Origin of the sequence: Streptomyces sp. NPDC053755, from assembly GCF_040677675.1 — a bacterium.
GTDB lineage: Bacteria > Actinomycetota > Actinomycetes > Streptomycetales > Streptomycetaceae > Streptomyces.
The window spans coordinates 436506-462050 of record NZ_JBFASK010000001.1; the positions used below are offsets into that span (position 1 = coordinate 436506).

The 25545-nt window shown below is 69.3% G+C and carries 21 protein-coding genes; 7 read left to right on the forward strand and 14 right to left on the reverse strand.

Annotated features, from left to right (window positions below):
- Positions 1–86 precede the first annotated feature (86 nt).
- The 7 genes from trxA to AB0K65_RS01980 all read right to left on the reverse strand — a co-directional run bounded on the left by trxA (position 87) and on the right by AB0K65_RS01980 (position 9558).
- Positions 87–431, reverse strand: a complete 345-nt coding sequence (gene trxA, locus AB0K65_RS01950) for a thioredoxin (RefSeq protein WP_365713286.1) — start codon at positions 429–431, stop codon at positions 87–89.
- Positions 432–481: 50 nt separating this feature from the next.
- Entirely contained in the window at positions 482–1456 is a 975-nt protein-coding gene (gene trxB / locus AB0K65_RS01955; RefSeq protein WP_365713288.1) for a thioredoxin-disulfide reductase, read from the reverse strand.
- A 125-nt stretch (positions 1457–1581) separates the two neighbouring features.
- A complete protein-coding gene (locus AB0K65_RS01960) occupies positions 1582–2289 on the reverse strand; it encodes a hypothetical protein (protein ID WP_365713290.1) in 708 nt (235 codons plus the stop codon).
- Between the two features lie 188 nt (positions 2290–2477).
- On the reverse strand, positions 2478–3182 hold the full coding sequence (gene sigM, locus AB0K65_RS01965) for an RNA polymerase sigma factor SigM (RefSeq protein WP_365713292.1): 705 nt from the start codon (positions 3180–3182) through the stop codon (positions 2478–2480).
- Positions 3183–3207: 25 nt separating this feature from the next.
- Entirely contained in the window at positions 3208–4914 is a 1707-nt protein-coding gene (locus AB0K65_RS01970) for a protein kinase family protein (RefSeq protein WP_365713294.1), read from the reverse strand.
- Positions 4915–5031: 117 nt separating this feature from the next.
- Positions 5032–7224, reverse strand: a complete 2193-nt coding sequence (gene murJ / locus AB0K65_RS01975) for a murein biosynthesis integral membrane protein MurJ (protein WP_365713296.1) — start codon at positions 7222–7224, stop codon at positions 5032–5034.
- Positions 7225–7269: 45 nt separating this feature from the next.
- Complete coding sequence (locus AB0K65_RS01980) at positions 7270–9558, reverse strand: DUF6049 family protein (RefSeq protein WP_365713298.1); 2289 nt, start codon at positions 9556–9558, stop codon at positions 7270–7272.
- Positions 9559–9739: 181 nt separating this feature from the next.
- Between AB0K65_RS01980 and AB0K65_RS01985 the strand changes: the two genes are divergently transcribed.
- A complete protein-coding gene (locus tag AB0K65_RS01985) occupies positions 9740–11182 on the forward strand; it encodes a CCA tRNA nucleotidyltransferase (RefSeq protein ID WP_365713300.1) in 1443 nt (480 codons plus the stop codon).
- A 93-nt stretch (positions 11183–11275) separates the two neighbouring features.
- Here the strand turns inward: AB0K65_RS01985 and AB0K65_RS01990 are convergent, their stop codons facing one another.
- The 3 genes from AB0K65_RS01990 to AB0K65_RS02000 all read right to left on the reverse strand — a co-directional run bounded on the left by AB0K65_RS01990 (position 11276) and on the right by AB0K65_RS02000 (position 14433).
- The gene (locus AB0K65_RS01990) at positions 11276–12538 is read right to left on the reverse strand and encodes an MFS transporter (protein ID WP_365713302.1); all 1263 of its coding nucleotides are present in this window, start codon (positions 12536–12538) and stop codon (positions 11276–11278) included.
- A 73-nt stretch (positions 12539–12611) separates the two neighbouring features.
- Complete coding sequence (locus AB0K65_RS01995; RefSeq protein ID WP_365713304.1) at positions 12612–13694, reverse strand: inositol-3-phosphate synthase; 1083 nt, start codon at positions 13692–13694, stop codon at positions 12612–12614.
- A 49-nt stretch (positions 13695–13743) separates the two neighbouring features.
- Complete coding sequence (locus AB0K65_RS02000) at positions 13744–14433, reverse strand: helix-turn-helix transcriptional regulator (RefSeq protein WP_365713306.1); 690 nt, start codon at positions 14431–14433, stop codon at positions 13744–13746.
- 367 nt (positions 14434–14800) lie between these two features.
- Between AB0K65_RS02000 and AB0K65_RS02005 the strand changes: the two genes are divergently transcribed.
- The gene (locus AB0K65_RS02005; protein WP_365713308.1) at positions 14801–17536 is read left to right on the forward strand and encodes a transglycosylase domain-containing protein; all 2736 of its coding nucleotides are present in this window, start codon (positions 14801–14803) and stop codon (positions 17534–17536) included.
- A 111-nt stretch (positions 17537–17647) separates the two neighbouring features.
- Positions 17648–19141 (forward strand): glycosyltransferase 87 family protein, encoded by a 1494-nt coding sequence (locus AB0K65_RS02010; protein WP_365713310.1) that lies wholly within the window; start codon positions 17648–17650, stop codon positions 19139–19141.
- A 75-nt stretch (positions 19142–19216) separates the two neighbouring features.
- On the opposite strand, the gene AB0K65_RS02015 is transcribed toward AB0K65_RS02010, so the two are convergent.
- The 3 genes from AB0K65_RS02015 to AB0K65_RS02025 form a co-directional block, all read right to left on the reverse strand.
- Complete coding sequence (locus tag AB0K65_RS02015) at positions 19217–20248, reverse strand: alanine racemase (RefSeq protein WP_365713312.1); 1032 nt, start codon at positions 20246–20248, stop codon at positions 19217–19219.
- Positions 20249–20343: 95 nt separating this feature from the next.
- Entirely contained in the window at positions 20344–21462 is a 1119-nt protein-coding gene (locus tag AB0K65_RS02020) for a peptidoglycan bridge formation glycyltransferase FemA/FemB family protein (protein WP_365713314.1), read from the reverse strand.
- Positions 21463–21575: 113 nt separating this feature from the next.
- Positions 21576–21887 (reverse strand): hypothetical protein, encoded by a 312-nt coding sequence (locus tag AB0K65_RS02025; protein WP_365713316.1) that lies wholly within the window; start codon positions 21885–21887, stop codon positions 21576–21578.
- 282 nt (positions 21888–22169) lie between these two features.
- Here AB0K65_RS02025 and rpsF point away from each other — a divergent pair, with 282 nt between their 5' ends.
- From rpsF to rplI, 4 genes are all read left to right on the forward strand, one after another.
- A complete protein-coding gene (rpsF, locus tag AB0K65_RS02030; protein WP_004950685.1) occupies positions 22170–22460 on the forward strand; it encodes a 30S ribosomal protein S6 in 291 nt (96 codons plus the stop codon).
- A gap of 74 nt (positions 22461–22534) precedes the next feature.
- A complete protein-coding gene (locus tag AB0K65_RS02035) occupies positions 22535–23113 on the forward strand; it encodes a single-stranded DNA-binding protein (RefSeq protein WP_365713319.1) in 579 nt (192 codons plus the stop codon).
- A 58-nt stretch (positions 23114–23171) separates the two neighbouring features.
- Positions 23172–23408 carry a 30S ribosomal protein S18 gene (gene rpsR / locus AB0K65_RS02040; protein ID WP_005315025.1) on the forward strand — a complete coding sequence of 79 codons (237 nt, stop codon included), beginning with the start codon at positions 23172–23174 and terminating at the stop codon, positions 23406–23408.
- 18 nt (positions 23409–23426) lie between these two features.
- Positions 23427–23873, forward strand: a complete 447-nt coding sequence (rplI, locus tag AB0K65_RS02045; protein ID WP_158988579.1) for a 50S ribosomal protein L9 — start codon at positions 23427–23429, stop codon at positions 23871–23873.
- A 124-nt stretch (positions 23874–23997) separates the two neighbouring features.
- Here rplI and AB0K65_RS02050 read toward each other — a convergent pair whose 3' ends face one another.
- Entirely contained in the window at positions 23998–25335 is a 1338-nt protein-coding gene (locus tag AB0K65_RS02050) for an MATE family efflux transporter (protein ID WP_365713322.1), read from the reverse strand.
- Positions 25336–25545: the final 210 nt, after the last annotated feature.

Consider the following 25545-nt stretch of genomic DNA (forward strand, 5'->3'; position numbering starts at 1 on the left):
CCTCTTCCGAAGCGGCGCTCGGTGACGAAGACGGCCCGCCCCCTCGTGGGGGCGGGCCGTTCGTGTTTCACGTGAAACGAGAAGCCTCAGGCCTTGGTGGCCTCGTCGGAGACGAACTCCTCCAGGTCGCGGAGGATCGCGGCCTTCGGCTTGGCGCCGACGATGGTCTTCACGACCTCGCCGCCTTTGTACACGTTCAGTGTCGGAATCGACATGACGCCGTACTTGGCAGCCGTGGCCGGGTTCTCGTCGATGTTCAGCTTCACGATCTCGATCTCACCGTGCTCGGCGGCGATGGCCTCCAGCGACGGGGCGATCTGGCGGCAGGGTCCGCACCAGGCGGCCCAGAAGTCCACCAGGACGGGCTTGTCGCTCTTGAGGACGTCGTCCTCGAAGGAAGCGTCGGTCACGTTCTTCAGGGCGCCGGCCACGGCGACCTCCTTAACTTCGCGGGGTGTGGGGTGGGGAATGCCGGGCGAGATCAGACCGCCGGGGTCTTCTCCGGCTCGGCGAGCTTCTCGGTGTCGGCGAGGGCGGCCAGGAAGCGCTCGGCGTCGAGCGCGGAGGAGCAGCCCGTACCGGCAGCGGTGATCGCCTGACGGTAGGTGTGGTCGACGACGTCACCGGCACCGAAGACACCAGGCAGGTTCGTCCGCGTCGAGGGAGCCTCGACCTTGAGGTAACCCTCCTCGTCCAGCTCCAGCTGCCCCTTGAACAGCTCGGTACGCGGGTCGTGGCCGACGGCGATGAAGAGCCCGGTGACCGGGAGCTCGCTGGTCTCGCCCGTCTTGGTGTTCCGCAGGGTCAGGCCGGAGAGCTTCTGATCACCGTGGATCTCGGCTACCTCGCTGTCCCAGGCGAACTTGATCTTCGGGTCGGCGAAGGCACGCTCCTGCATCGCCTTGGACGCACGCAGGGTGTCACGACGGTGGACGATGGTGACGGACTTGGCGAAGCGGGAGAGGAACGTCGCTTCCTCCATGGCGGTGTCGCCGCCGCCGACGACGGCGATGTCCTGGTCCTTGAAGAAGAACCCGTCGCAGGTGGCGCACCAGGAGACTCCGCGCCCGGAGAGCGTGTCCTCGTTGGGGAGGCCGAGCTTGCGGTGCTGGGAGCCGGTCGTGACGATGACAGCCTTGGCGCGGTGCACGGTGCCGGCGGTGTCCGTGACGGTCTTGATGTCGCCGGTCAGGTCCACGGCGACGACATCGTCCGGGATCAGCTCGGCGCCGAAGCGCTCGGCCTGCGCGCGCATGTTGTCCATCAGGTCCGGGCCCATGATGCCGTCACGGAAGCCGGGGAAGTTCTCCACGTCGGTCGTGTTCATCAGGGCGCCACCAGCGGTGACAGCACCTTCGAAGACGAGCGGCTGCAGCGACGCACGCGCCGTGTAGAGCGCTGCGGTGTAACCCGCGGGACCGGAGCCGATGATGATCACATTACGGACGTCGCTCACGGATTTCTTCCTCGTCTCTGAAGACTGCCTACTGCCTACGGGGCGATCGGGTCGGTGACTCTCACCCCACCCAACGGATCCTACGGGGCGAGCATTCCCGAGTTTGCCCCCCGGCGCGGCGGTAGTCAGGAGCGAGGGTAGGACTCCGTCAACAAGAGCTTGGCTTTGCCCTCTCCTGAGCCTTCCGCGCAGGAGGCGTCCAGAACGAAGGCCTCCACCTGAGTGGCGTCGGTTCGGTCAGGCAGGACGAGGAGATAGGCCGACGTTCCCTCGTATTCGCCCTTCTGAAAGGCGAGGGGCGTGTCGGGCCGATCAGTGCCGGCCTTGACGCAGGCGGGGACCGCTTCGGTGATGCCTCGTTTGGGCGTGTTGCCGCCCTGGGCGGACATCGACTCGGGGCTGCCGTCCCTGGGCGCCCTGAGGGGGGTGTCCGGCTGAAGGAGTGCTTGGACCCGGGCTTCCACCGGCTCGCCGGCGAAGCGTGCCCCGGCCGTATCGCTGACCGCCGCGTCGCTCTTCTTGTCACCGGACTCGCCACTGAGGGTCTGGACGCCCCCCTGAGCGAAGAACAGGCTCAGACCCAAGGCGGCGGCTCCGAAGGCCGCCCCGAGCGCCGCGACCCGGCGCCGGCCCGCTTTGCCAGGGCGGCCGGGGCCGGTGGCACCGCGAGGGCGGCCGACCGGCCGGTCCGCACGCGGGGCGGAGGGAGGTGCTTCTCGCTGCACACTCTCTGTTTCACGTGAAACATGACCGTCGCGGTCGGGCGCCGTCGCGTCCAGGAGGGCCTCCGCCGCCAGAGCGGCGTCGATGCGGCCGGCGATGTCGGCAGGCATGCGCGGAGGGCCGGGGAGAGTGCCCAGCAGCCCGCGGATCTCTTCCAGGGAGGTGCGTACGTCCGCACAGAGGGGGCAGCCGTCGATATGGCGGCGTACGGCCGAGGTGCGGGAGGGGGAGAGCAGCCCTTCGGTGAGGTCGGAGATCTCTGAGACGTCCGGGTGCTGGGTCGTGTCGGTCGAGGAAGTCACGCGCGCCCACCTCCGCCCTTCACAGCTGCCGGACCGTTCGGTCCCGTATCCCTTGGCCCCGCCACCGGTGGGACGGATGTCCCCGGCGTCCGGTTCCTTCCCCGGTCGGGACCCTCGTTACCCACCGTCCCGGCTCGCAGATGGGTGAGCATGGGCAGCAGCTTCGCCCGGCCCCGCGCACACCGGCTTTTCACTGTTCCGGCGGGCACGTCGAGGATGCGGGCGGCCTCGGCCACCGGGTATCCCTGCATGTCGACCAGGACGAGAGCCGCTCGCTGGTCCTGCGGGAGCTTGGCGAGCGCTGCCAGCAGTTCCCGGTGCAGGTCCTGCCGCTCGGCAGGTGCCTCGGCCGACTCGGCGGGTTCGAGGAGCTGCTCGAAGCGCGCGGTGTCGTCCATGGGGGAGGTCTTGCGGGAGGCGGTTTTGCGGGCGCGGTCGAGGCAGGCGTTCACCGTGATGCGGTGAAGCCAGGTCGTGACGGCCGACTGGCCGCGGAAGGTGTGGGCGGCCCGGAAGGCGGAGACGAGGGCGTCCTGGACGGCGTCAGCGGCTTCCTCGCGGTCCCCCAGCGTCCGCAGCGCGACGGCCCACAGCCGATCGCGGTGGCGCCGTACGAGCTCACCGAAGGCGTCCGGTTCCCCGGCCACATGCCGCGCCAGAAGTTCCTGGTCGCTGATGTCGCCGTCTATCGCGTCGTCCAACGGTGAGCCCCCTCCCCTTCGGCCGTCAGCTGGTGATCTTGATGTCCGAGATCTTGCCGCGGAAGTTGCCCTCGCTGCTGGCGGGCAGCTCCGTCAACCAGATCAGAACGTAGCGCGTCGTCACCGGCTTCGGTGCCTTCAGCGTCACCTTGGTGCCAGAGCCGGACGTCTGGGTGGCGAAAGCGCCCGGACTGGTCGGCGCGGTCGTGTCTCCGGCCGGGGCGGTCCGCAGCTCCACGGAGGTGTGCCCCACGAAGGAGACGTCGACCGAGCCGACCTGCTGCGGCGCGCCCAGGTCGAGCACCATGCCCACGCCCTCTTTGAGCCCGCCGAAGTCGGCGCTGTAGTAACCGTCGGTGTTCCAGAAGCTGCTGAGGTCGCCGTCGTAGGCGTTCTTTATGCCCTCCGGCTTCTCCGAGCCGCTGCCGAGCGGGTCGAAGTCGTGCGCTCCGACGATCCGGACGGGCTTGCCCGTCGCGGGTGCCTTCTCGTCCTGGATGTCCTGCGACGGCAGGTCCTTGGGCGTCTCGGTGCCCTTGGTCTGGTCGAGCAGCCGATCCGCGATCTGCCAGCTGCCCAGTCCGAGGGCGGCGATGAGCAGCGCGGAGACGGCCCACTTCAGAGCCCGGCCGGTGCGGCTCTCCAGAGGGGCGGGAGGGGCGGCCACCGGCTGGGCGACCGTGATGCCCGGCCGCTGCGGAGGACGCCCGTACGTGCCCTGCTGGTAGGTGGTGCGCTGGTACTCCGGAGGGGTGGCGAACTCGGGCTCCGGCGGACGGATGCGGGGCATCGCCGCCACGGCCTTGGCGAGTTCGTCCGGCGTGGTGCAGGGCGGCTCCTGGCGCGAGGCTGTGGCGCCGTCGTTGGCGAGGGCGCGCATCGCGATCTCGGACAGACCACGGTGGACGCCGGCACGCACCTGGTCGGGCGCGAGCAGGCCCACGCCCTTGGGGAGACCGGAGAGCCCGTGGGCATCGCTGTCGTAGGGCCAGCGCTGGGTCAGCGCCGCGTACAGGAGGGCGCCGATCGCCTCGGTGTCGGTCCGCTGGGGCCGTTCGGCGCTGATGCCCCGCAGTGCGGCGTTCACGGCGAGGCCGCGGATGCGGTACTGGCCGGTGGAGCTGCGCAGTACGGCGCTCGGGGTGAGGCGGAGGTGGGCGAGTCCTTCGCGGTGGGCGGCGGCCATCGCCTGGGAGACCTGGCTGACGAGCTGATAGGCGTCGTGCGGTTCCAGCGGGCCCACCGCGAGCAGCGCGGTCAGTTCCGTGGAGTCGGGCAGCCACTCGTGCACCACGTACACGAGGTCGTTCTCCTCGACGGCGTCGAGGACCTGGACGAAACGCGGGTCGCCGAGGAGCGCCGCGGAGCGGGCCGCGGCCAGGACCGAACGGGCTCGAGGGTGGTCCGCGGGCAGGAGATGGACGCCCACCGCACGACGCAGTTTCTCGTCGACGGCACGCCAACTGCTGAAACCGTCCAGACGGGTGACGCACTCTTCCAGGCGGTAGCGCCTGGCCAGTTTGTGGCCGCTGTGCAGCTCGGGTGTCTCGATGGAGGGCTGTTCGCCGTTCTGCCGATCGTCGGCCTTGTTCTCCGCGTCTTCGGCGGACTTCTCCGCCTGCGCCTGCGCTTTCGCCACCCCGTCGGTCGCGGCCTTGCCCGCCTTGGCGGTCAGCGGATCGTCACCGCTGTTGTCGGCCACGTCGACGGCAGCCGTGCTACGTTCCGCCACCGTCGTTCCTGCCTCCCCATCCGTTGCGCCACATCCAACAGCCAAGCCAATTGTGCCCACAGTCGGCCGCTATGCACGACACACGGCGGCCGACGATGGTTGTGCGGGACGCCTCTCCTAGCGTCCGAGGCGTCCACGGACCATACCGACCATGGAGTTCAGCTCCGCGATCCGCATGCGCTTGGCCGCCACGAAGAACACACCGAGCAGGACCGCGCCGCCGACGACCAGTGCCACGAGCGAGCCCAGAGCATCCTCGCCCAGGAACTTCAGAAGCCCGAAGCCGACCGCTCCCGCCACGACCGCGGCGGGCAGCGAAGCCAGACAGAGCCGTGCGTAGGTTCGCATGACGTGGGCGCCGTCCAGATCGCCGCCCAGACGGTTGCGCAGCCGACGCCAGGCGACGCCGACACCGACGGCGTAGGCGAGGCCGTACGAGGCGGCCATGCCGACGACCGCCCACTGGGCCGGCAGCACGAAGTAACAGGCTGCCGACGCGGCCGCGTTGACGGCGGCGACGATGACCGTGTTGTAGAAGGGCGTCCGCGTGTCCTCGTAGGCGTAGAAGCCGCGCAGCACGACGTACTGGACCGAGTACGGGATCAGGCCCAGGCCGAACGCCATGAGGATGAAGCCCATGCCCTGGGCTGCCTGGATGCCGCTGGAGGCGTACAGCAGGGTGCACATCGGGACGCCGAGGGCCAGGAAGGCGAAGGAGACCGGGACGATCGCGACGGCGGAGTTCCGCAGGCCCTGCGAGATGTCGTCCCGGACGGCGCCGGGGTCGTCGTCGTGTGCCGCGCGGGAGATGCGGGGCAGCAGCGCGGCCATGACCGAGACGGTGATGATGGCCTGCGGCATGCCCCAGATCAGCTGGGCGTTGGAGTACGCCAGGAAGCCCGCTCCGCTCTTGCCGGACGCCTCGCCGGCCGCGGTGGCGAGCTGGGTGACGACCAGCACACCGGCCTGGTTGGCCAGGACGAACAGCACGGTCCACTTGGCGAGCTTGACCGTCTTGCCCAGGCCGTGGCCCTTCCAGTCGAACCGCGGGCGGAACCGGAAGCCCGTCTCGCGGAGGTAGGGGATCATCGCCAGCGCCTGGACGGCGAGGCCGAGCAGAGTGCCGATGCCGAGCAGGCGGATGCCGTCCTCCGGGATGGTCTGCACACCCATGTGGGACTCGGCCGAGGTGCCGTAGACCCAGATGAACAGGCCGAAGGTGACGATCATGACGATGTTGTTGAGGACCGGGGTCCACATCATCGCGCCGAACTTGCCGCGGGCGTTGAGGATCTGACCCATCACCACATGCACGCCCATGAAGAAGATGGTGGGCAGGCAGTACCGGGCGAAGGTCACGGCGACGCTGTTGGCGGCGGCGTCGTCGGCGATCGTGTTGGACATCAGCCGGATCAGCAGCGGGGCCGCGAAGACGGCGATCGCCACGATCGCGCCGAGGGCCACCATCACGAGGGTCAGCAGGCGGTTGGCGTACGCCTCGCCGCCGTCCTCGTCGTTCTTCATCGAGCGGACAAGCTGCGGCACGAAGACGGAGTTGAGGCCGCCTCCGACGGTGAGGATGTAGATCATCGTCGGCAGGGTGTACGCGATGGTGAAGGTGTCACCGAGCAGGGCGGCGCCCAGGGCGCCGGTGATCACGAGGCTGCGGACGAAACCGGTGAGGCGGGAGACCAGGGTTCCGGCCGCCATCACCGCGCTCGACTTCAGCAGCCCCGAGGCGCGGCCGGACTTCTTCGGGGCGGGGGCGGGCATGGGGTTCGCCTCCGGAGCGGGCGGGGGCACCTGCCCCGGGGCCTGCTGGTCCCGGTAGAGGTGCGCGAAGGCGTCCGGCTCGGGAGCGTCCTCGCCGGCCCGCGTGACGAGGTCGTCCACACCGGTGAACTGGACCGTGCGGGCGTCGTCGCCGTAGGGCAGATGGCGGGAGGGTCCGTCGGGCTCGGGCGCCGGTGTCTGCGCCCAGACCCTCGGGTCCGGGGCGTACGGGGGCGCGGCCGGCTGCTGGTAGAGCGGCTGCGGCTCCGGGTAGGTGCCCGGCGGCGGCGGGGGGTGCGCGGCGCGGTCGTAGAGCGCCTCGTTCACCGGGTCCTGGGCGGAGAGGTCCTGTGCGCGGTAGGGGTCGTGGGTGTAGGCGTCCTGGACGTAAGGGTCCTGGGCGTAGGGGTCGGGGGCTGGCTGCTGGGGAGGCGGAACCGGCGCCTGGCCGGGGCCCGGGGGCGCCGCGGGCGTCCCGCCGGACGGCTCGGTGCCGCCCGCGCCCTGGCCGCGGTCACCGTCGTACGGCGCGTTCATGGTTACCCCACCTCATCGTCCCCGGCCGACCGGCCACGACATCGCTCAACGGTCCACTTTCTCACCCGTGCCCGACGGGTCGCCGCTTTCGGGACCGGTGTCAGGGGTCGGGTCACTCGGCTGCTCGGGATCGCCGTCCTCCGCGGCCTCCGCTTCGGCGTTCCTGGCAGCCGCGCGCTTGCGCTGGGTGTACATACGCACGCCGGCGAGGACGAGCAGCAGCACACCTCCGGCGATGACGAGCATCACGGTCGAGGTGATCTCGGAGACCTTCACGGTGAAGGTCATCGGCTTCCCGTACGGTGTGCCGTCCTCGGTGAAGAGCTGGGCCGTCATCGGGACCGGACCGTTGGCGTTGGCGGAGGCCGTGAACTTCACCGACTGGCTGTGACCGCCGTTGATCTTGACGGGAAGCTCGGCGACGGCCCCGCCGCCGTTCACCTGCAAGCGGGTCTTGTTCCCTGAGGTCAGCCGCAGCACCAGGTGGTCCACACCCTGTAGCAGCTTGTTCTGCACGGTGACGGGGATGGTCGCGCTGCGCCCGGAGAGCATGAGGTCCGACTTGTCGATCAGCTGGACCTCTTCGGTGAGGTCCCGAAGGTAGTCCCGCACCTCGATCCGGTACAGCGAGGCCGCCGGAGCCTGGCCCCGCCAGGACGTCGACATCTCGCGGCTGATCGCGTTGCCGAAGGGGGTCACGACGCGGTCCGCCTGGGTCAGGATGACCTTGAAGTCGTCGAGCTCGTCGCGGGTCTCCTTCATGTCCCGGAAGGCGGAGACCGGCAGTTCCTGGTCCCGGAGCCGCTGCGGATAGCGGGCGGCGCCGGGCACCCTGGTCTCGGCGTCCGGGTCGGGCTTCGCCGCGGCGGCCGCGATGAGGTCGGACGGCTGCGTCCAGCGCTGGGCCGCCAGTCCGCGGAGCGCGGTCGCCATGCTCTGCGCCTGGGCCGCCGTCGGCACCCTCTGCGGGGCGACCACGACGCTGCGCTGCTCGTCGGGTTGCTCCAGGGTGACGGCGAGCGACTGGGCGAGGAACTCCTGGACGGCCCGTGTGGACGTCCCCGTACGGAGCAGGTCGCCGTCGAAGGCGGTCGACAGAGAGGCATCGCTGACGACGGCCGTCGTGCCGCCGCCGACCGCGCGTGCGGCCGTGGGGGTGTACGGGAGGTCGTCACGGAAGCTGTCGCTACGGGCGATGACCTTGTGTGCGCCGGCCGAGGTCGCCACACCCATGATCGACGGGTCGACGGCTCCGTCGACGGGCCAGGAGAAGTCGGTGGAAGGCGTCACGTGGAGCGTCGTCTCCACGGTCGTCCGCGCCAGCTCCGTGGCCAGCCGGAGGTGGCCGAGTGACCCGGGTACGTCCTTGCCGCGATGGGCCAGCGAGGCGATGTCAGGGTCGGCGAAGGGCAGGGCGACGACCTTCCGGTCGGCCACCGCCTTCTCCAGGGAGTCCAGCCACCGCTCGGCGACCGCCTGGTTCGTGCCGGGCACCGTGTCCGTGCCTCGCTTGACGCGGTAGCTGCCGGTCATGGCGTCGACGGTGGCGAGCAGGTCCGGATCGATGACCCAGGTCACCGGGAGGTCCCTGCCCAGCGCGACCATCTGCTCCAGGCGTCCCCCGGGAGCCAGCTCGGCGGCCAGGTCGTCGTTCTCGAAGACCGGCGTCTGCTGGTCGTCCGAACCCGTCTCCGCCGACACCCGGGCCGAGGAGATCAGAGGCCAGAGGTAGGTGAGCTGGGTCCGCTTCTCCGTGGCCTCGGGCTGATAGGGCAGGAACGTCCGCTCGATGCCGAGCACCCGCCCGCCGGGCTGGGCCGGCGTCCGGCCCGAGAGGGACACTCCCAGCTGGTAGACCCCCCCGTCCTTGAGCCCGAGCTTGTCGACCGGCACGGAGAGCGTGAACTCATGGCTGAGTCCGGCCGCCAGCCTCGGGATCTTGACGGCGTAGGTGCCGCCGAGGGGTGCCGGGTCGTCGCCCGGCCGGAAGCCGGAGCGATCGGAGACCTGCTCGATCTGGCTGCGGCTGGTCATCCGGGGGCCCACGCGGAGATCCACCGTGGCGTCCGTGACGGCCTGCCGGCTCTGGTTGGTGACCGTGCCGGAGACCGTCAGGGTGTCGCTCTCCAGCGGCGCACTGGGGGTGAGCGTGTCAAGGGACACACTGACCGTCTTGGAGCCGCTCGGTTCCTCGGCCGCCGTCGCGGAGGGCGCGACAGGGCCCTGGAGCACTCCGGCCAGCAGGGGCGTTCCGGCGATCAGGGAGGCCGCTCGCCGCAGCCAGCGACGGGCAGGTGAGGGACCGGTCCCCTGGATGTCTGCCGCCTCGGCCACGCGTTCGCCCGTCCTCGTCGTATCAGTGGTGTCGGTGGTTCCCGGTTGCTGTGTCCACGCATGGTAACGAGGCACGCTGTGGCCAAGTGCCGGGGACTGCTCCAGGTGATCGCGGCGAAGGGGCGGGCCGCCGGGAAATCAGGGACGCCAGGGGGAGCCGGGGCACGTACCCTTTTCTGTTGTGCCGAACGCCAACGAAGACACCCCGACTGCACTGAGCCAGGTGCAACGCCGCGCGGTCAGTGAACTGCTGCGTGTGTCCCCTGTCGCCGACGACCTCGCCCTCCGTTTCCAGGAGGCCGGGTTCAGCCTCGCGCTGGTCGGCGGCTCGGTACGGGACGCGTTGCTCGGCCGGCTCGGCAACGACCTCGACTTCACGACCGACGCCCGCCCCGAGGACGTACTGAAGATCGTCCGGCCCTGGGCGGACGCGGTCTGGGAGGTCGGCATCGCCTTCGGCACGGTGGGCTGCCAGAAGAGCGGCTACCAGATCGAGGTGACGACGTACCGTTCCGAGGCGTACGACCGCACGTCGCGCAAGCCCGAGGTCTCCTACGGCGACTCCATCGAGCAGGATCTCGTCCGGCGGGATTTCACGGTCAACGCCATGGCCGTGGCGCTCCCGGCGAAGGAGTTCATCGACCCGCACGGTGGGCTGGAAGATCTCTCCGAGCGGGTGCTGCGCACTCCGGGCACGCCCGAGGAGTCCTTCTCCGACGATCCGCTGCGCATGATGCGTGCGGCGCGCTTCGCCGCGCAGCTGGACTTCGAGGTGGCACCGGAGGTCGTCACGGCGATGACCGAGATGGCCGGCCGCCTTGAGATCGTCTCTGCCGAGAGGGTGCGTGACGAGCTGAACAAGCTGCTCGTCTCGGCTCACCCGCGCAAGGGTCTGGGGCTGCTCGTCGACACGGGACTTGCCGACCACGTGCTGCCCGAGCTGCCGGCCCTGCGGCTGGAGAGTGACGAGCACCACCGCCACAAGGACGTCTATGAGCACTCCCTGACGGTCCTCGACCAGGCGATCGATCTGGAGGAGGACGGGCCGGACCTGGTGCTGCGTCTGGCCGCACTGCTCCACGACATCGGCAAGCCGCGGACCCGCCGCTTCGAGAAGGACGGTCGGGTCTCGTTCCACCACCACGAGGTCGTCGGCGCGAAGATGACCAAGAAGCGCATGACCGCGCTCAAGTACTCCAACGACATGATCAAGGACGTCTCGCGGCTGGTGGAGCTGCACCTGCGCTTCCACGGGTACGGGACCGGAGAGTGGACCGACTCGGCTGTGCGTCGCTATGTACGTGACGCGGGCCCCCTGCTCTCGCGGCTCCACAAGCTGACGCGCTCGGACTGCACCACGCGGAACAAGCGCAAGGCGAGCGCGCTCTCCCGTGCCTACGACGGCCTGGAGGAGCGCATCGCGCAGCTTCAGGACCAGGAGGAGCTGGACGCCATCCGGCCCGATCTGGACGGCAACCAGATCCAGGAACTGCTCGGCATCCGACCGGGCCCGGCGGTCGGTCAGGCCTACAAGTTCCTGCTGGAGCTCCGGCTGGAGAACGGTCCCATGGAGCACGAGGCGGCCGTGGCCGCCCTCAAGGAATGGTGGGCGGCTCAGGGCTGAGTCGGATGGGGGCGCGGTCCGACGGTCGATGTTTCACGTGAAACATCGACCGTCGGCGGCTGAGGGGTGATGTTTCACGTGAAACATCACCCCTCAGCTCTGTTGCCGACGCCGTCCCAGAAGCAGGAGCGTGGTCGCTCCGTAGACGCCCGCGACCAGGAGGACGAGCGGCACCGATCGGCCGTCCGGTGGCAGCATCAGCGCCGCGACTCCGGCCGCGCCGACGAAGGCGACGTTGTAGAGCACGTCGTAGAGCGAGAAGACCCGCCCTCGGTAGCCGTCGTCCACCGACGTCTGGACCACCGTGTCCGTCGCGATCTTGGTGCCCTGGGTGATGAGTCCGAGAGCGAAGGCGGCGATCAGGAGCGGGGCCGGCTCGAAGGACAAGCCCAGGGCCGGCGTCAGGAACGTGGCCGCCCCCGCGCAGGCGGTCATCCAGCCGAAGGGGCCGAACCGTCCGACGACCCAGGGAGAGATCACCGCGGCGGCGAAGAAGCCTGCCCCGGAGACAGCGAGAGCGAGCCCGAGCAGCGCGAGTCCTTCCGACTCGGTGGAGCTCCAGGCGTACCGGCACAGCATCAGTACGGCGACGGTCAGGGCGCCGTAACAGAAGCGGACGAGGGTCATGGCGGCCAGGGCGTGGGCGGCTGCGCGCCGCTCGCCCACGTGCCGCAGCCCGCTCATCAGACCGTGGGCGGTCGACGCGAGGGCGGCGGCGAGCCGAGGCTGTACCAGCTCCGGCTCGGGTCCGAGGAGGTCGCGGGGCATGCGCAGGGAGGCCAGCGCGGCGCAGAGGTAGAGGACGGCGCCCAGCGCCACCACAGCGGCATCGGAATCGGCCGAGACGAACCGGACCACGAACGCGAGCCCGCCGCCCAGGGTCGCGGCCAGAGTGCCGGCCGTCGGAGACAGGGAGTTGGCCACGACCAGCCGCTCGGCGTCGACGACCCGCGGCAGTGACGCGGAGAGCCCCGCCAGGACGAAGCGGTTGACGGCGGTCACCGAGAGGGCCGAGGCATAGAAGAGCCAGTCCGGAACGGAGGCCAGCATGAGGGCCGCCGTCCCACAGGCGAGGGCGGTCCGGAGCAGGTTTCCGTAGAGGAAGACCTGGCGACGCCGCCACCGGTCCAGGAGAACCCCGGCGAAGGGGCCGATGAGCGAGTACGGGAGCAGGAGCACCGCCATGGCCGAGGCGATGGCGGCGGGGGAGGTCTGCTTCTCCGGGGAGAACACGACGTACGTGGCGAGGGCCACCTGGTAGACGCCGTCGGCGCATTGGGAGAGCAGGCGGACGGCGAGCAGGCGGCGGAAGTTCGTCAGGCGCAGGAGTACGCGCAGATCACGTACGACGGGCATGGCAGCAAGACTCACATACGCGGAGGGTCCCCGGGCACAGCCCGGGGACCCTCCGCGTCGTGCGGGGCGTTGCTTAGCGCTCGACCTCGCCCTTGATGAACTTCTCGACGTTGGCGTAGGCCTCGTCGTCGAAGTACTGAACCGGCGGGGACTTCATGAAGTACGAGGACGCGGAGAGGATCGGGCCACCGATGCCGCGGTCCTTGGCGATCTTCGCGGCGCGCAGGGCGTCGATGATGACACCGGCCGAGTTCGGGGAGTCCCACACCTCGAGCTTGTACTCGAGGTTCAGCGGGACGTCACCGAAGGCGCGGCCCTCAAGGCGGACGTACGCCCACTTGCGGTCGTCCAGCCAGGCCACGTAGTCCGACGGGCCGATGTGGACGTTCTTCTCGCCCAGCTCGCGGTCCGGGATCTGCGAGGTGACGGCCTGGGTCTTGGAGATCTTCTTGGACTCCAGGCGGTCGCGCTCCAGCATGTTCTTGAAGTCCATGTTGCCGCCGACGTTGAGCTGCATCGTGCGCTCAAGACGGACACCACGGTCCTCGAACAGCTTCGCCATCACACGGTGGGTGATGGTCGCGCCGACCTGCGACTTGATGTCGTCACCGACGATCGGGACGCCGGCCTCGGTGAACTTGTCCGCCCACTCCTTGGTGCCGGCGATGAAGACCGGGAGGGCGTTGACGAAGGCGACCTTGGCGTCGATGGCGCACTGCGCGTAGAACTTCGCGGCGTCCTCGGAACCGACGGGCAGGTAGCAGACGAGAACGTCGACCTGCTTGTCCTTGAGGATCTGGACGACGTCGACCGGCTCCTCGGCGGACTCCTCGATCGTCATCCGGTAGTACTTGCCCAGACCGTCAAGGGTGTGGCCGCGCTGGACCGTGACGCCCTTGTTCGGGACGTCGCAGATCTTGATGGTGTTGTTCTCGCTGGCGCCGATGGCGTCGGAGAGGTCGAGGCCGACCTTCTTGGCGTCGACGTCGAACGCGGCGACGAACTCGACGTCACCGACGTGGTACTCGCCGAACTGGACGTGCATCAGGCCGGGCACCTTGGCCGCCGGGTCGGCGTCCTTGTAGTACTCGACGCCCTGCACCAGCGAGGCGGCGCAGTTGCCCACGCCGACGATGGCTACGCGAACCGAACCCATTTCCGGTTGCTCCCTGTGTGATCGTGGAATCCCCGCACAGCGCGGGGATTCACTTGGCGGTGTCGTCGGACGGATCCGGCCGGGTACTGCCCCCGTGCCGGGGCAGGCCGCCCGTTTCTCCAGAATCGTTGTCCTGCTGAGCGGCGCCCTCGGGGGTGTCGGGACCGGATCGCTGATCCCGCCCCGCCCGCTCGCTCTCGATGAGCTCGTTCAGCCAGCGCACTTCGCGCTCCACGGACTCCATTCCGTGGCGCTGCAGCTCAAGCGTGTAGTCGTCGAGTCGTTCGCGCGTACGGGCCAGAGAGGCGCGCATCTTCTCCAGGCGCTCCTCCAGCCGACTGCGGCGGCCTTCCAGTACCCGCATCCGAACCTCGCGCTCGGTCTGCCCGAAGAAGGCGAAGCGGGCGGCGAAGTGCTCGTCCTCCCAGGTGTCCGGGCCGGTGTGGGAGAGGAGCTCTTCGAAGTGCTCTTTCCCTTCCGCCGTCAACCGGTAGACGATCTTGGCGCGGCGCCCTGCGAGTGAAGCGGCGAGAGCGTCCTCGGGGGCGCTGCCCGGCTCCTCGATCAACCAGCCGTTTGCGACCAGCGTCTTGAGGCAGGGGTAGAGGGTTCCGTAGCTGAAGGCGCGGAAGATCCCCAGCGAGGTGTTGAGCCGCTTTCGCAGCTCGTAACCGTGCATGGGGGCTTCGCGCAGCAGGCCGAGAACGGCGAACTCAAGGATTCCTGAGCGCCTGCTCATCCGTCGCCTCCTCCGCCCTCGGAACTTTATGCCGTACTGATGTATCGACTCGATACATCACGACGATAGAACGGTGGTCCGGATGCGACAAGGGGGACGGCAGTGACCGGCGTCACATCATCAATTCACAGCAAGCGATCTGCCTGATTTGGGGTGAACTTCGGCCCTAGGTGGGTTTTGGCCGTGCGTAGTCTGTGCGGCATGCAGACCACCGGGAACCGAGCGATGCCGAGGGGCGTCAGTGTTCGGGATGACCGGCTGCGGTGCGGAAGTGCCTCCCATGGGGCTCGTCCGTACGTATTTCGGGGGGACCGGAACTCAACTGCCGCTTCCAGGCGTGCGCGCCTGCCCGAGGAGTAGTCGTTCGATGAGCGAGCACCGTCGCAAGATGCCGCAGTCGCAACCGCCGAGTGGCGGTCGCGCGGCGGCCCGACGAGCTGCCCAGCAGCCGACGGGCCGTAGGCCGGCCCAGGCGCGGGATGTCAGTACGGGTTCCCCTTCGTACGGATACGAAGAGGAGCGACCCTACGGCGGACGGGCCGAGGCCCGTCGCGCCGCCCAGCGAGGAGGCGGCCGTCGGCGTGCCCCCGACGGCGGTGGCGCGGGCGGTCCGGGCGGTGGCCGGCGTGGCGGCGGGGGCGGCGGGCAGGGCGGAGGCCCCGGCCGCGGCGGTGCGGGCGGCCGCCCGCCCGGCAAGAAGCGGGCGATCGACTACCCCCGGTACGGCAAGTACGGCTGGCGCCGCTGGGTGCCCTCGTGGAAGCTCGTCACGGGGCTCTTCCTCACGTTCCTCGGCAGCCTGATGGGCGCGGCGGCGATCGGCTACGCCGTCGTGGGCGTACCCAACGAGGACCTGGCCGCCAAGGCGCAGAACAACGTCTACTACTGGGCCGACGGCACCCAGATGGCAGCCACCGGTGGTGAGGTCAACCGCCAGATCATCGGCCTGGACCAGATCCCCCTGCACATGCAGGAAGCCGTCATCTCCGCCGAGAACAAGACGTTCCGCAAGGACTCCGGTGTCGACCCGACGGGCATCGCGCGAGCGGTGTGGAACATGGCCAAGGGCGGGGAGACCCAGGGCGGTTCGACCATCACCCAGCAGTACGTGAAGAACAACCTGCTCGCCGACCAGTCGCAGACCCTCAGCCGGAAGGTGAAGGAGCTCTTCATCTCCATAAAGGTCGGCACCGACATGGAGAAGCCCGAGATCATGGCGGGCTACCTGAACACCGCGTACTACGGGCGCGGTGCCTACGGCATCCAGGCGGCGGCCCGTACCTACTTCAACAAGGACGCGCGGCAGCTCAACGTCAGCGAGTCCGCCTTCCTGGCCTCGCTGCTCAAGGGCGCGACCTACTACGACCCGGCGGGCTCGCAGGAGATCGACCCGGCCGCGACGCCGGCCGCCAACCTCGACCGTGCCGAGAAGCGGTGGAGGTGGATCCTCGACGAGATGGTCAAGGACGGCACCCTCGACCCGGGCGAGCGCGCGAAGTACCCGACCTTCCCGAAGGTGCAGCCGCCGAAGAAGAACGCGGCGCTCACCGGCCAGATCGGCTACCTGGTCAGCACGGCCAAGGCCAACTTCATCAACAGCTACCCGGACGTCGACGAGAAGAAGCTCGCCGAGGGCGGTTACGAGATCCACACGACCTTCGACAAGAAGAAGGTCAACGCGCTCGAAGCGTCGATCAAGAAGGTCTACGCCGAGCACATCGACCCCAAGAAGCGGCCGAAGACGGACACCCACGTCCAGTTCGGCGGTGCCTCGGTGGACCCGAAGACGGGCAGGATCGTGGCCCTCTACGGCGGCACCGACGCCACCAAGCACTTCACCAACAACGCCGACCAGACCGGTGCCCAGGTCGGATCGACCTTCAAGCCGTTCGTGCTGGCCGCGGCGATGGAGTACGGCGTACGGGACCCGCGCGAGGGCAAGGTCCAGGACGCCTCCACCCGTACGATCGTCGATCCCGACAAGAGCCGCTACTCCGGCAAGAACAAGCTGCGGATCAAGAACTACGACGGCACGGTCTGGCACAACGAGAAGGGCGAGGAGTGGCTCCAGGTCAATGACGACGACGCGAGCTACCCGGAGATGAGCCTGCGCGAGGCGATGATCCGCTCGGCCAACTCGCCCTACGTCCAGCTCGGCATGGACATCGGCATCGACAAGGTCCGCGAGACGGCCGTCAAGGCCGGTCTGCGCGAGGGCTCGCTGGTGAAGGCCGACGTTCCGTCCTTCTCCCTCGGCATCTCCGACCCGAGCGCGATCCGCATGGCCGGCGCCTACGCGACCTTCGCGAACAACGGTGAGCGCAACGACGTCTTCTCCGTCTCCGAGGTCAAGAAGAAGGGGGCGGTCATCTACAAGCACAAGGAGAAGCCCGAGCGCGCCTTCTCCACGGCCATCGCGAGCAACGTCACCGACGTGCTGCGGGACGTCGTCGAGAACCCGAAGGGCACCGGCCGCAAGGCCGCCATCGAGGGCCGTGACGTGGCCGGCAAGACCGGTACCACCGACGGCAACAACTCCGCCTGGTTCGTGGGGTACACCCCGCAGCTGTCGACGGCGATCGACATGTACCGCTTCGACGACGACGAGTCCAACACCTCGCGTGAGTTCCTGTCGATGTTCGGCACGGGTGCCCAGCCCAAGATCCACGGTTCGTCCTTCCCCTCGCGGATCTGGCACGACTACATGACCGACGCCCTCGAGGGCACGAAGCCCGAGTCCTTCCCGGAGCCGGAGGACCTCGAGTCCGCCGAGCCCGTCTTCGGCGGCGGTCTCACCAGCCCGACGCCGACCCCGTCGGCGACGCCCACGCCGACCGAGTCGTCCCCCACGCCCTCGACCACGCCCTCCTCCACGCCGAGCAAGACGCCGGACCCGGAGAAGAGCTGCGAGAACGTGTGGGACTGGCCGTGCAACACCAACGGCGGCCAGGACGGCGGGAGCACCGACGGCAACGAGAACGCAGGGACCACCGAGGGCGGTGGGGACACCGGCGGGACACCCACGTCACCCACGCCGACGACCAGCGACGGCACCAGCGGCGGCAGGCCCAACGGCGGGACCAACGGCTGGCTGGGCGGCTGATCTCCCGTCGCAGCGGTCCTGAGGGCCGTCGCACCGCTCCGTACCCCGTGTACGGCGTCCGGTGCGGCGGCCCTCGCCGTTTCCCCCGACGCGTACGGCAGGATGTCCCCCATGCCGAGCCTCCAGAAGACGACTCCGCAGCGGGACCGGACGCGGGCCCGGGCGGTGGTGTGCCCCACCCGACGGGACGAGGTGGCCGCCGCGGGCAGCGAGCTGATCGGGGGGCCGGCCGGCCGGTTCGCCGTGTTCGGCACGAGCGCCCTCACGCCGGTCCGGGTGATCGTGCTGGTGGCCATCGGCATGTTTGCGCTCGGTATGGTGCAGAAGATCCCCTGCTACGACTGGGCCTGGTTCCGCGGCTCCACCTCCCAGTACACCCACGCCTGTTACTCGGACATCCCCCACCTTTTCGTCGGGCGGGGGTTCTCCGAGGGCCTGGTCCCCTACTTCGACAGGCTGAGCGGCGACATAGAGTTCCTGGAGTACCCGGTACTGACCGGGCTGTTCATGGAGGTCGCGGCCTGGCTGACGCCGGACGGCGGCGACCTGATGCACCGCGAACAGACCTACTGGATGATCAATTCGGCCATGCTCCTGGTGTGCGCGGCCGTGCTGGCCGTCTGCGTCGCCCGGACCCATCGCCGCCGTCCCTGGGACGGGCTCCTGGTCGCCCTGGCGCCGGCGTTCGCCCTCACGGCGACCATCAACTGGGACCTGCTGGCCGTCGCGCTGACCTCCGTCGCGGTCCTGATGTGGGCGCGCGGACGGAGCCTCGCCTTCGGCGTCTTCATCGGCCTGGCCACGGCGGCGAAGCTGTACCCCGTCTTCCTCCTCGGCGCCCTGCTGCTGCTCTGCTGGCGGGCCGGGAGATGGCGGGAGTACGGCGCCGCCCTGCTCGGCGCGGCGGGTTCCTGGCTCGTGGTGAACCTCCCGGTGATGCTCCTCGCGCCCGAAGGGTGGAAGCAGTTCTACACCTTCAGCCAGGAACGCAACGTCGACTTCGGATCGCTGTGGCTGCTGGTCAGCCAGCGCACGGGTGAGCCGATCACGCCCGAGACGGCCAACATCCTCGCGGCGCTCCTGATGCTGCTGGCCTGCGGCGGCATCGCCGCCCTGGCGCTCACCGCGCCCCGACGCCCCCGCTTCGCGCAGCTCGCCTTCCTCGTCGTGGCCGCGTTCGTCCTGGTCAACAAGGTCTACTCGCCGCAGTACGTGCTGTGGCTCATCCCGCTCGCCGCCCTGGCCAGACCGCGCTGGCGCGACTTCCTGATCTGGCAGGCGTGCGAGGTCATGTACTTCCTGAGCATCTGGCTGTACCTCGCCTTCACCACCAGCGGCAACAAGCAGGGCCTGCCGACGGACGGCTACCACTTCGCCGTCGTGCTCCACCTGCTCGGCACGCTGTACCTGTGCGCCGTCGTCGTCCGCGACACCCTGGCGCCCGAGCGGGACGTCGTCCGGCAGGACGGCTCCGACGACCCCTCCGGCGGCGTCCTGGACGGCGCCGAGGACGTCTTCGTCATGGGCAGAGCGGCGCACCCGGCCCAGCACGCGGCCGCGTCCGTGGAGGGCCCGAGGGTGGACTGGGGCATGGCCCGGGAATGACCGCGGGGGCCCTCCGGGCGGGCCCGGAGGGCCCCCGGGGCCCGGTCGTCCGATCTGCTCGGGAGCAGCGGCGCGTCAGCGCTCGACGAGGCGGTCGAACTGGGTCGTGGTGTGCCGCAAATGGGCCACCAGCTCGTCGCCGACCTTCGGCTCCTGGGCGTCGGCCGGCACGAACAGGATCGACACCTGCATGTGCGGCGGCTCGGCGAACCAGCGCTGCTTACCGGCCCAGACGAACGGCGAGAGGTTCCGGTTGACCGTCGCGAGACCCGCTCGGGCCACACCCTTCGCCCGGGGCATCACGCCGTGCATCGCCTTGGGAGCCTCCAGGCCCACGCCGTGCGAGGTGCCGCCCGCCACGACGACCAGCCAGCCGTCCGAGGCGGCCTTCTGCTGGCGGTAGCCGAACCGGTCGCCCTTGGCGACACGGGTGACGTCGAGGACGGAGCCGCGGTACTCGGTGGCCTCGTGGTCCCCCAGCCACAGCCGGGTGCCGATCCGCGCCCGGAACCGGGTCTGCGGGAACTGCTGCTGGAGCCGGGCCTGCTCCTCCGCCCGCAGATGGCTCACGAACATGGTGTGCAGCGGCAGCCGGGCGGCCCGCAGGCGGTCCATCCAGCCGATGACCTCCTCGACCGCGTCCGTGCCGTCCGTGCGGTCCAGGGGGAGGTGCAGGGCGAAGCCCTCCAGGCGCACGTCCTCGATGGCGGCGTGCAGCCGGGGAAGCTCCTCCTCGCGAACGCCGTGGCGCTTCATCGAGCTCATGCACTCGATGACCACCCGCGCGCCCACCAGGGCGTGCACACCGTCCACGGAGGAGACGGACCGGACGACGCGGTCCGGCAGCGGCACCGGCTCCTCGCCGCGGCGGAACGGCGTGAGGACCAGCAGGTCCCCGCCGAACCAGTCCTTGATCTTCGCCGCCTCGTACGTGGTGCCGACGGCGAGCATGTCCGAGCCGAAGCGGGCGGCCTCGTCGGCCAGCCGCTCGTGGCCGAAGCCGTAGCCGTTGCCCTTGCAGACCGGGATCAGTCCGGGGAACTGGTCGATCACGGTCTTCTGGTGCGCCCGCCAGCGAGCGGTGTCGACGTAGAGGGAGAGCGCCATGGCCGGCCCGGAACCTTTCTGGTGGGTGCGGTGTATCAGAGGTATGTACGACACCGACGATTGCGTACGAGACTACGCAACCTCCGGGTGGGGCGTCAGCGGCGCGACATGTAGATGTCGAGCGCCTTGTGCAGGAGCTTGTTCAGCGGGAAGTCCCACTCGCCGACATACTCCACGGCCTCGCCGCCCGTACCGACCTTGAACTGGATCAGGCCGAAGAGGTGGTCGGTCTCGTCGAGCGAGTCCGAGATGCCGCGCAGGTCGTAGACGGTGGCGCCCATCGCGTAGGCGTCGCGCAGCATCCGCCACTGCATCGCGTTCGACGGGCGGACCTCGCGGCCGATGTTGTCGGAGGCGCCATAGGAGTACCAGACGTGACCGCCGACGACGAGCATGGTGGCGGCGGACAGGTTCACGCCGTTGTGGCGCGCGAAGTACAGCCGCATGCGGTTGGGGTCCTCGTTGTTGAGGACGGTCCACATCCGCTGGAAGTACGAGAGGGGGCGCGGCCGGAAGTGGTCGCGCACCGCGGTGATCTCGTACAGCCGCTGCCACTCCGCGAGGTCCTCGTAGCCGCCCTGGACGACCTCGACGCCCGCCTTCTCGGCCTTCTTGATGTTCCGTCGCCACAGCTGGTTGAAGCCCTTGAGGACGTCGTCCAGCGAACGGTTGGCGAGCGGCACCTGGAAGACGTAGCGGGGCTGCACGTCGCCGAAGCCGGCGCCGCCGTCGTCACCCTGCTGCCAGCCCATCTTGCGCAGCCGGTCGGCGACCTCGAAGGCGCGCGGCTCGATGTGGGTGGCCTCGACGTCCTTCAGCCGCTTCACGTCCGGGTCCTGGATGCCGGACTTGATGGCGGCGGAGTCCCAGCGGCGGATGACCACGGGCGGGCCCATCTTCACCGAGAAGGCGCCCTGCTGCTTGAGGTGCGCCAGCATCGGCTGCAGCCAGTCCTCGAGGTTCGGGGCGTGCCAGTTGATGACCGGACCCTCGGGCAGGTACGCCAAGTACCGCTTGATCTTCGGAAGCTGACGGTAGAGCACCAGGCCCGCGCCGACGATCTCGCCCGACTTGTCGAACCAACCCAGGCTCTCCGAGCGCCACTCGGTCTTCACATCGGCCCATGCCGGAACCTGGCAGTGGCTCGCCGAGGGGCGGCTCTGGATGAATGCCAGATGCTGCTCACGGCTGATGGTCCGAAGGGTCAGGCTCATGCGGGGCGCTCCTCGGCAGGTGTGTCCCCATCGGTTCAGGGGCTCCGGCTCTCGCGCCGAAGCCTACTGCGACCGAGGAGCGCCCCGGCTGGCCTGTGGGTCGTGGCTGAGGGTCAACCGCCGGCGCCGAAGAGACCGCCGTGGGCCATGCCGAGGTAGAAGCCCACCGCCGAGGCGCCGAGCCCGACGATCATCGCGAACCGTTCCCGGGTGGTGACGGAGATGAACTGCCCGTACGCGCCCGTGAGGATTCCGATCAGGCCCGCCCAGGAGCTGAGCAGGTGCAGGTGGTGGAACATCGCGGTCACGAAGGCGAGGACGCCCAGGACGAGCGTCACCGCCAGCAAGGTGTCCTGGAGCGGGTGCGGCTTGCCGTCGGTGGCGAGAAGGGAGTGGCCGGGGTCGGGTCGCATTGCCTGTGCCATGGGGCACCTCCTGCCGTGCCTGCGGGAAGGCGGCGCATTGTGGCGCCGCCCACATCCGATGTGTACAGATTGCGTCCCCTCACCACCGGATTTCAACCGGAAGCCGATGGGCGGGTACTCTGTACGGTCTGCACCGGTGTCTGCCCATGCCCACTCGGGCCCGACGGCACTCCTCACTCGCTGAGGGGGCTGTCAGTGGTGGCCGATACCGTTGCTTACGCATCACGACCCTCCTGCCACGGAACGACCGTGGCCGCTGAGTCCAAAGGAGGTGGGTTCCACATGCGTCACTACGAGGTGATGGTCATCCTCGACCCCGATCTCGAGGAGCGCGCTGTCTCCCCGCTGATCGAGAACTTCCTTTCCGTCGTCCGTGAGGGCAACGGAAAGGTCGAGAAGGTCGACACCTGGGGCCGTCGTCGTCTCGCCTACGAGATCAAGAAGAAGCCCGAGGGCATCTACTCGGTCATCGACCTGCAGGCCGAGCCTGCGGTCGTCAAGGAGCTCGACCGCCAGATGAACCTGAACGAGTCGGTCCTCCGGACCAAGGTCCTCCGCCCCGAGACCCACTGAGCACCTAGCTCAGAGGTCATCGGGTCCGAGTAGCAGTAAGCAGCCAGAAGCAATCCCGCCGAGAGGTTCACCCAATGGCAGGCGAGACCGTCATCACGGTCGTCGGCAATCTTGTCGACGACCCCGAGCTGCGCTTCACCCCGTCCGGTGCGGCGGTCGCGAAGTTCCGTATCGCGTCCACTCCCCGCACCTTCGACCGTCAGACCAATGAGTGGAAGGACGGCGAGAGCCTCTTCCTCACCTGCTCGGTCTGGCGTCAGGCGGCGGAGAACGTCGCCGAGTCGCTCCAGCGAGGCATGCGCGTCGTCGTGCAGGGCCGGCTGAAGCAGCGGTCCTACGAGGACCGCGAGGGCGTCAAGCGCACGGTCTACGAGCTGGACGTCGAGGAAGTCGGCCCCAGCCTCAAGAACGCCACGGCCAAGGTCACCAAGACCACCGGTCGCGGTGGCCAGGGCGGCTACGGCGGGGGTCAGCAGGGTGGCGGCGGCGACTGGGGCGGCAGCTCCGGTGGCGGCCCGCAGGGTGGTGGCGGTGCTCCCGCCAACGACCCGTGGGCGACCAGCGCGCCGGCCGGCGGCCAGCAGCAGGGCGGCGGAGGCGGCTGGGGTGGAAACTCCAGCGGCGGCGGCTACTCGGACGAGCCCCCCTTCTAGGGCACTGGCCCTGGGAGTGGCTCGTATCCCCACTTCTTGATCACACAGGAGAAACACCATGGCGAAGCCGCCTGTGCGCAAGCCTAAGAAGAAGGTCTGCGCGTTCTGCAAGGACAAGACCGCGTACGTGGACTACAAGGACACGAACATGCTGCGGAAGTTCATTTCCGACCGCGGCAAGATCCGTGCCCGCCGCGTGACCGGCAACTGCACGCAGCACCAGCGTGACGTCGCCACGGCCGTCAAGAACAGCCGTGAGATGGCGCTGCTGCCCTACACGTCCACCGCGCGATAAGGGAAGGGTGACCGAAAAATGAAGATCATCCTCACCCACGAGGTCTCTGGCCTCGGTGCCGCCGGCGATGTCGTCGACGTCAAGGACGGTTACGCTCGCAACTACCTGGTCCCGCGTGGTTTCGCGATCCGCTGGACCAAGGGTGGCGAGAAGGACGTGGCGCAGATCCGCCGCGCCCGCAAGATCCACGAGATCGCGACCATCGAGCAGGCCAACGAGATCAAGGCCCGCCTCGAGGGCGTGAAGGTGCGTCTGGCCGTTCGCTCCGGCGACGCCGGCCGCCTCTTCGGCTCCGTGACCCCGGCCGACATCGCCACGGCGATCAAGTCCGCGGGTGGCCCCGACGTCGACAAGCGTCGCGTCGAGCTCGGTTCGCCGATCAAGACCCTGGGCTCGCACCAGGTGTCCGTGCGTCTGCACCCCGAGGTTGCCGCGAAGCTCGGCGTCGAGGTTGTCGCCGCGTAACGCTGCTCTCAGCAGTACAGAAGGGCCGCTCCCCGAGGGGGCGGCCCTTCCGCTGTTTCACGTGAAACATCCCCCTCGCGTATGTGCGTCCGAAGCCCCGCGACGAGGCGCTGCGGGCTTTCCCTCAGCGGGTGGCGCCGGTGACGAGCCAGCGGCCGGAGCGGGAACGCGCCCAGAGCGTCCCCATCCGCACGGTCATCATCAAGGTCATCGCCCACCAGAGCGCGGTCAGCCCGCCGCCGAAGGCGGGGATGAGGAGGGCGACCGGGGCGAACACCGCCAGAGTGAGCAGCATGGCCCAGGCGAGGTACGGCCCGTCCCCGGCGCCCATCAGGACACCGTCGAGGACGAAGACCACACCGGCGATCGGCTGGGAGACCGCGACCACCAGGAGGGCCGGGAGCAGGGTCTCCTGGACGGTGGTGTCACCGGTGAAGAGCGGGATGAACAGGGGGCGGGCGATCACGATGAGGGCTCCGAGGGCCACACCGGAGACGACGCCCCACTGCACCATGCGGCGACAGACCTGCCGGGCGCCGTCGGCGTCGTCGGCTCCGAGGTAGCGGCCGATGATCGCCTGCCCGGCGATGGCGATGGCGTCCAGCGCGAACGCCATCAGGCTCCACAGGGACAGGATGATCTGGTGGGCGGCCACCTCCGCGTCGCCGAGCCGGGCCGCGACAGCGGTGGCGATCAGCAGCACCGCGCGCAGGGAGAGCGTACGGACGAGGAGGGGTGCGCCTGCCTGGGCGCTGGCGCGTATGCCGGCGGCGTCCGGGCGCAGGGAGGCACCATGGCGGCGGGCGCCGCGGACGACCACCACGAGGTAGGCGGCGGCCATGCCGCACTGGGCGATCACGGTGCCCCAGGCGGATCCTGCGATGCCGAGGCCGGCGCCGTACACCAGAGTCACGTTCAGGACGGCGTTGGCAGCGAAGCCGGCGATGGCCACGTAGAGCGGCGTGCGGGTGTCCTGGAGGCCCCGCAGGATGCCGGTGGCCGCCAGGACGACCAGCATCGCGGGGATGCCGAGGCTGGAGACGCGGAGATAGGTGACCGCGTAGGGCGCGGCCGTGTCGGAGGCGCCGAAGAGGTCGACCAGCCCGGGGGCGGTCGGAAGGGCGACGGCGACCACGGCGGCGCCGAGGAGGAGCGCGAGCCAGATGCCGTCCATGCCTTGGCGGATCGCGGCCTGGAGGTCGCCGGCTCCCACGCGGCGGGCGACGGCGGCCGTGGTGGCGTACGCGAGGAAGACGAAGACGCTCACCGCGGTGGACAGCAGCGCGGCGGCGATGGCGAGACCGGCGAGCTGTGGAGTGCCCAGATGGCCGACAATGGCGCTGTCGACCATGAGGAAGAGGGGCTCGGCGACGAGCGCGCCGAAGGCCGGCACGGCCAGCGAGATGATCTCTCGGTCGTGGCGTCGTCGGGCGGCCTTGGGCGTCGCGGGGGCCTGGGTCATGCGCTCCAATCTAATCTTCCACAGGTAAGAGATGCAATGCCTCTTGGGTCCTTACGGCTGAGGGTCGGAGGGCTCCGGGTGTGCGCCGTTTGTTCTGATCTTGATCCGTGGGGAAAAGTTTTTCTCCCCCACAGCCCGTGGATGAGAAAACCGCAGGTCAGCATCGCGCCGGGGGGCGCGCTATGAGTTTGTCCACATGACTGTCCCCCG

Excerpts from the sequence above, each read along its gene's own strand:
- AB0K65_RS02015 (WP_365713312.1), bottom strand. The coding sequence starts at position 20,248 with ATGGCGCTCTCCCTCTACGTCGACACCGCTCGCTGGCGGGCGCACCAG.
- rpsF (WP_004950685.1), top strand. The coding sequence starts at position 22,170 with ATGCGTCACTACGAGGTGATGGTCATCCTCGACCCCGATCTCGAGGAG.
- rplI (WP_158988579.1), top strand. The coding sequence starts at position 23,427 with ATGAAGATCATCCTCACCCACGAGGTCTCTGGCCTCGGTGCCGCCGGC.
- rpsR (WP_005315025.1), top strand. The coding sequence starts at position 23,172 with ATGGCGAAGCCGCCTGTGCGCAAGCCTAAGAAGAAGGTCTGCGCGTTC.
- AB0K65_RS02025 (WP_365713316.1), bottom strand. The coding sequence starts at position 21,887 with ATGGCACAGGCAATGCGACCCGACCCCGGCCACTCCCTTCTCGCCACC.
- AB0K65_RS02020 (WP_365713314.1), bottom strand. The coding sequence starts at position 21,462 with ATGAGCCTGACCCTTCGGACCATCAGCCGTGAGCAGCATCTGGCATTC.
- AB0K65_RS02035 (WP_365713319.1), top strand. The coding sequence starts at position 22,535 with ATGGCAGGCGAGACCGTCATCACGGTCGTCGGCAATCTTGTCGACGAC.
- murJ (WP_365713296.1), bottom strand. The coding sequence starts at position 7,224 with ATGAACGCGCCGTACGACGGTGACCGCGGCCAGGGCGCGGGCGGCACC.
- AB0K65_RS02005 (WP_365713308.1), top strand. The coding sequence starts at position 14,801 with ATGAGCGAGCACCGTCGCAAGATGCCGCAGTCGCAACCGCCGAGTGGC.
- AB0K65_RS02000 (WP_365713306.1), bottom strand. The coding sequence starts at position 14,433 with ATGAGCAGGCGCTCAGGAATCCTTGAGTTCGCCGTTCTCGGCCTGCTG.
- AB0K65_RS02050 (WP_365713322.1), bottom strand. The coding sequence starts at position 25,335 with ATGACCCAGGCCCCCGCGACGCCCAAGGCCGCCCGACGACGCCACGAC.
- AB0K65_RS01960 (WP_365713290.1), bottom strand. The coding sequence starts at position 2,289 with ATGCCTGCCGACATCGCCGGCCGCATCGACGCCGCTCTGGCGGCGGAG.
- AB0K65_RS01995 (WP_365713304.1), bottom strand. The coding sequence starts at position 13,694 with ATGGGTTCGGTTCGCGTAGCCATCGTCGGCGTGGGCAACTGCGCCGCC.
- AB0K65_RS01990 (WP_365713302.1), bottom strand. The coding sequence starts at position 12,538 with ATGCCCGTCGTACGTGATCTGCGCGTACTCCTGCGCCTGACGAACTTC.
- AB0K65_RS02010 (WP_365713310.1), top strand. The coding sequence starts at position 17,648 with ATGCCGAGCCTCCAGAAGACGACTCCGCAGCGGGACCGGACGCGGGCC.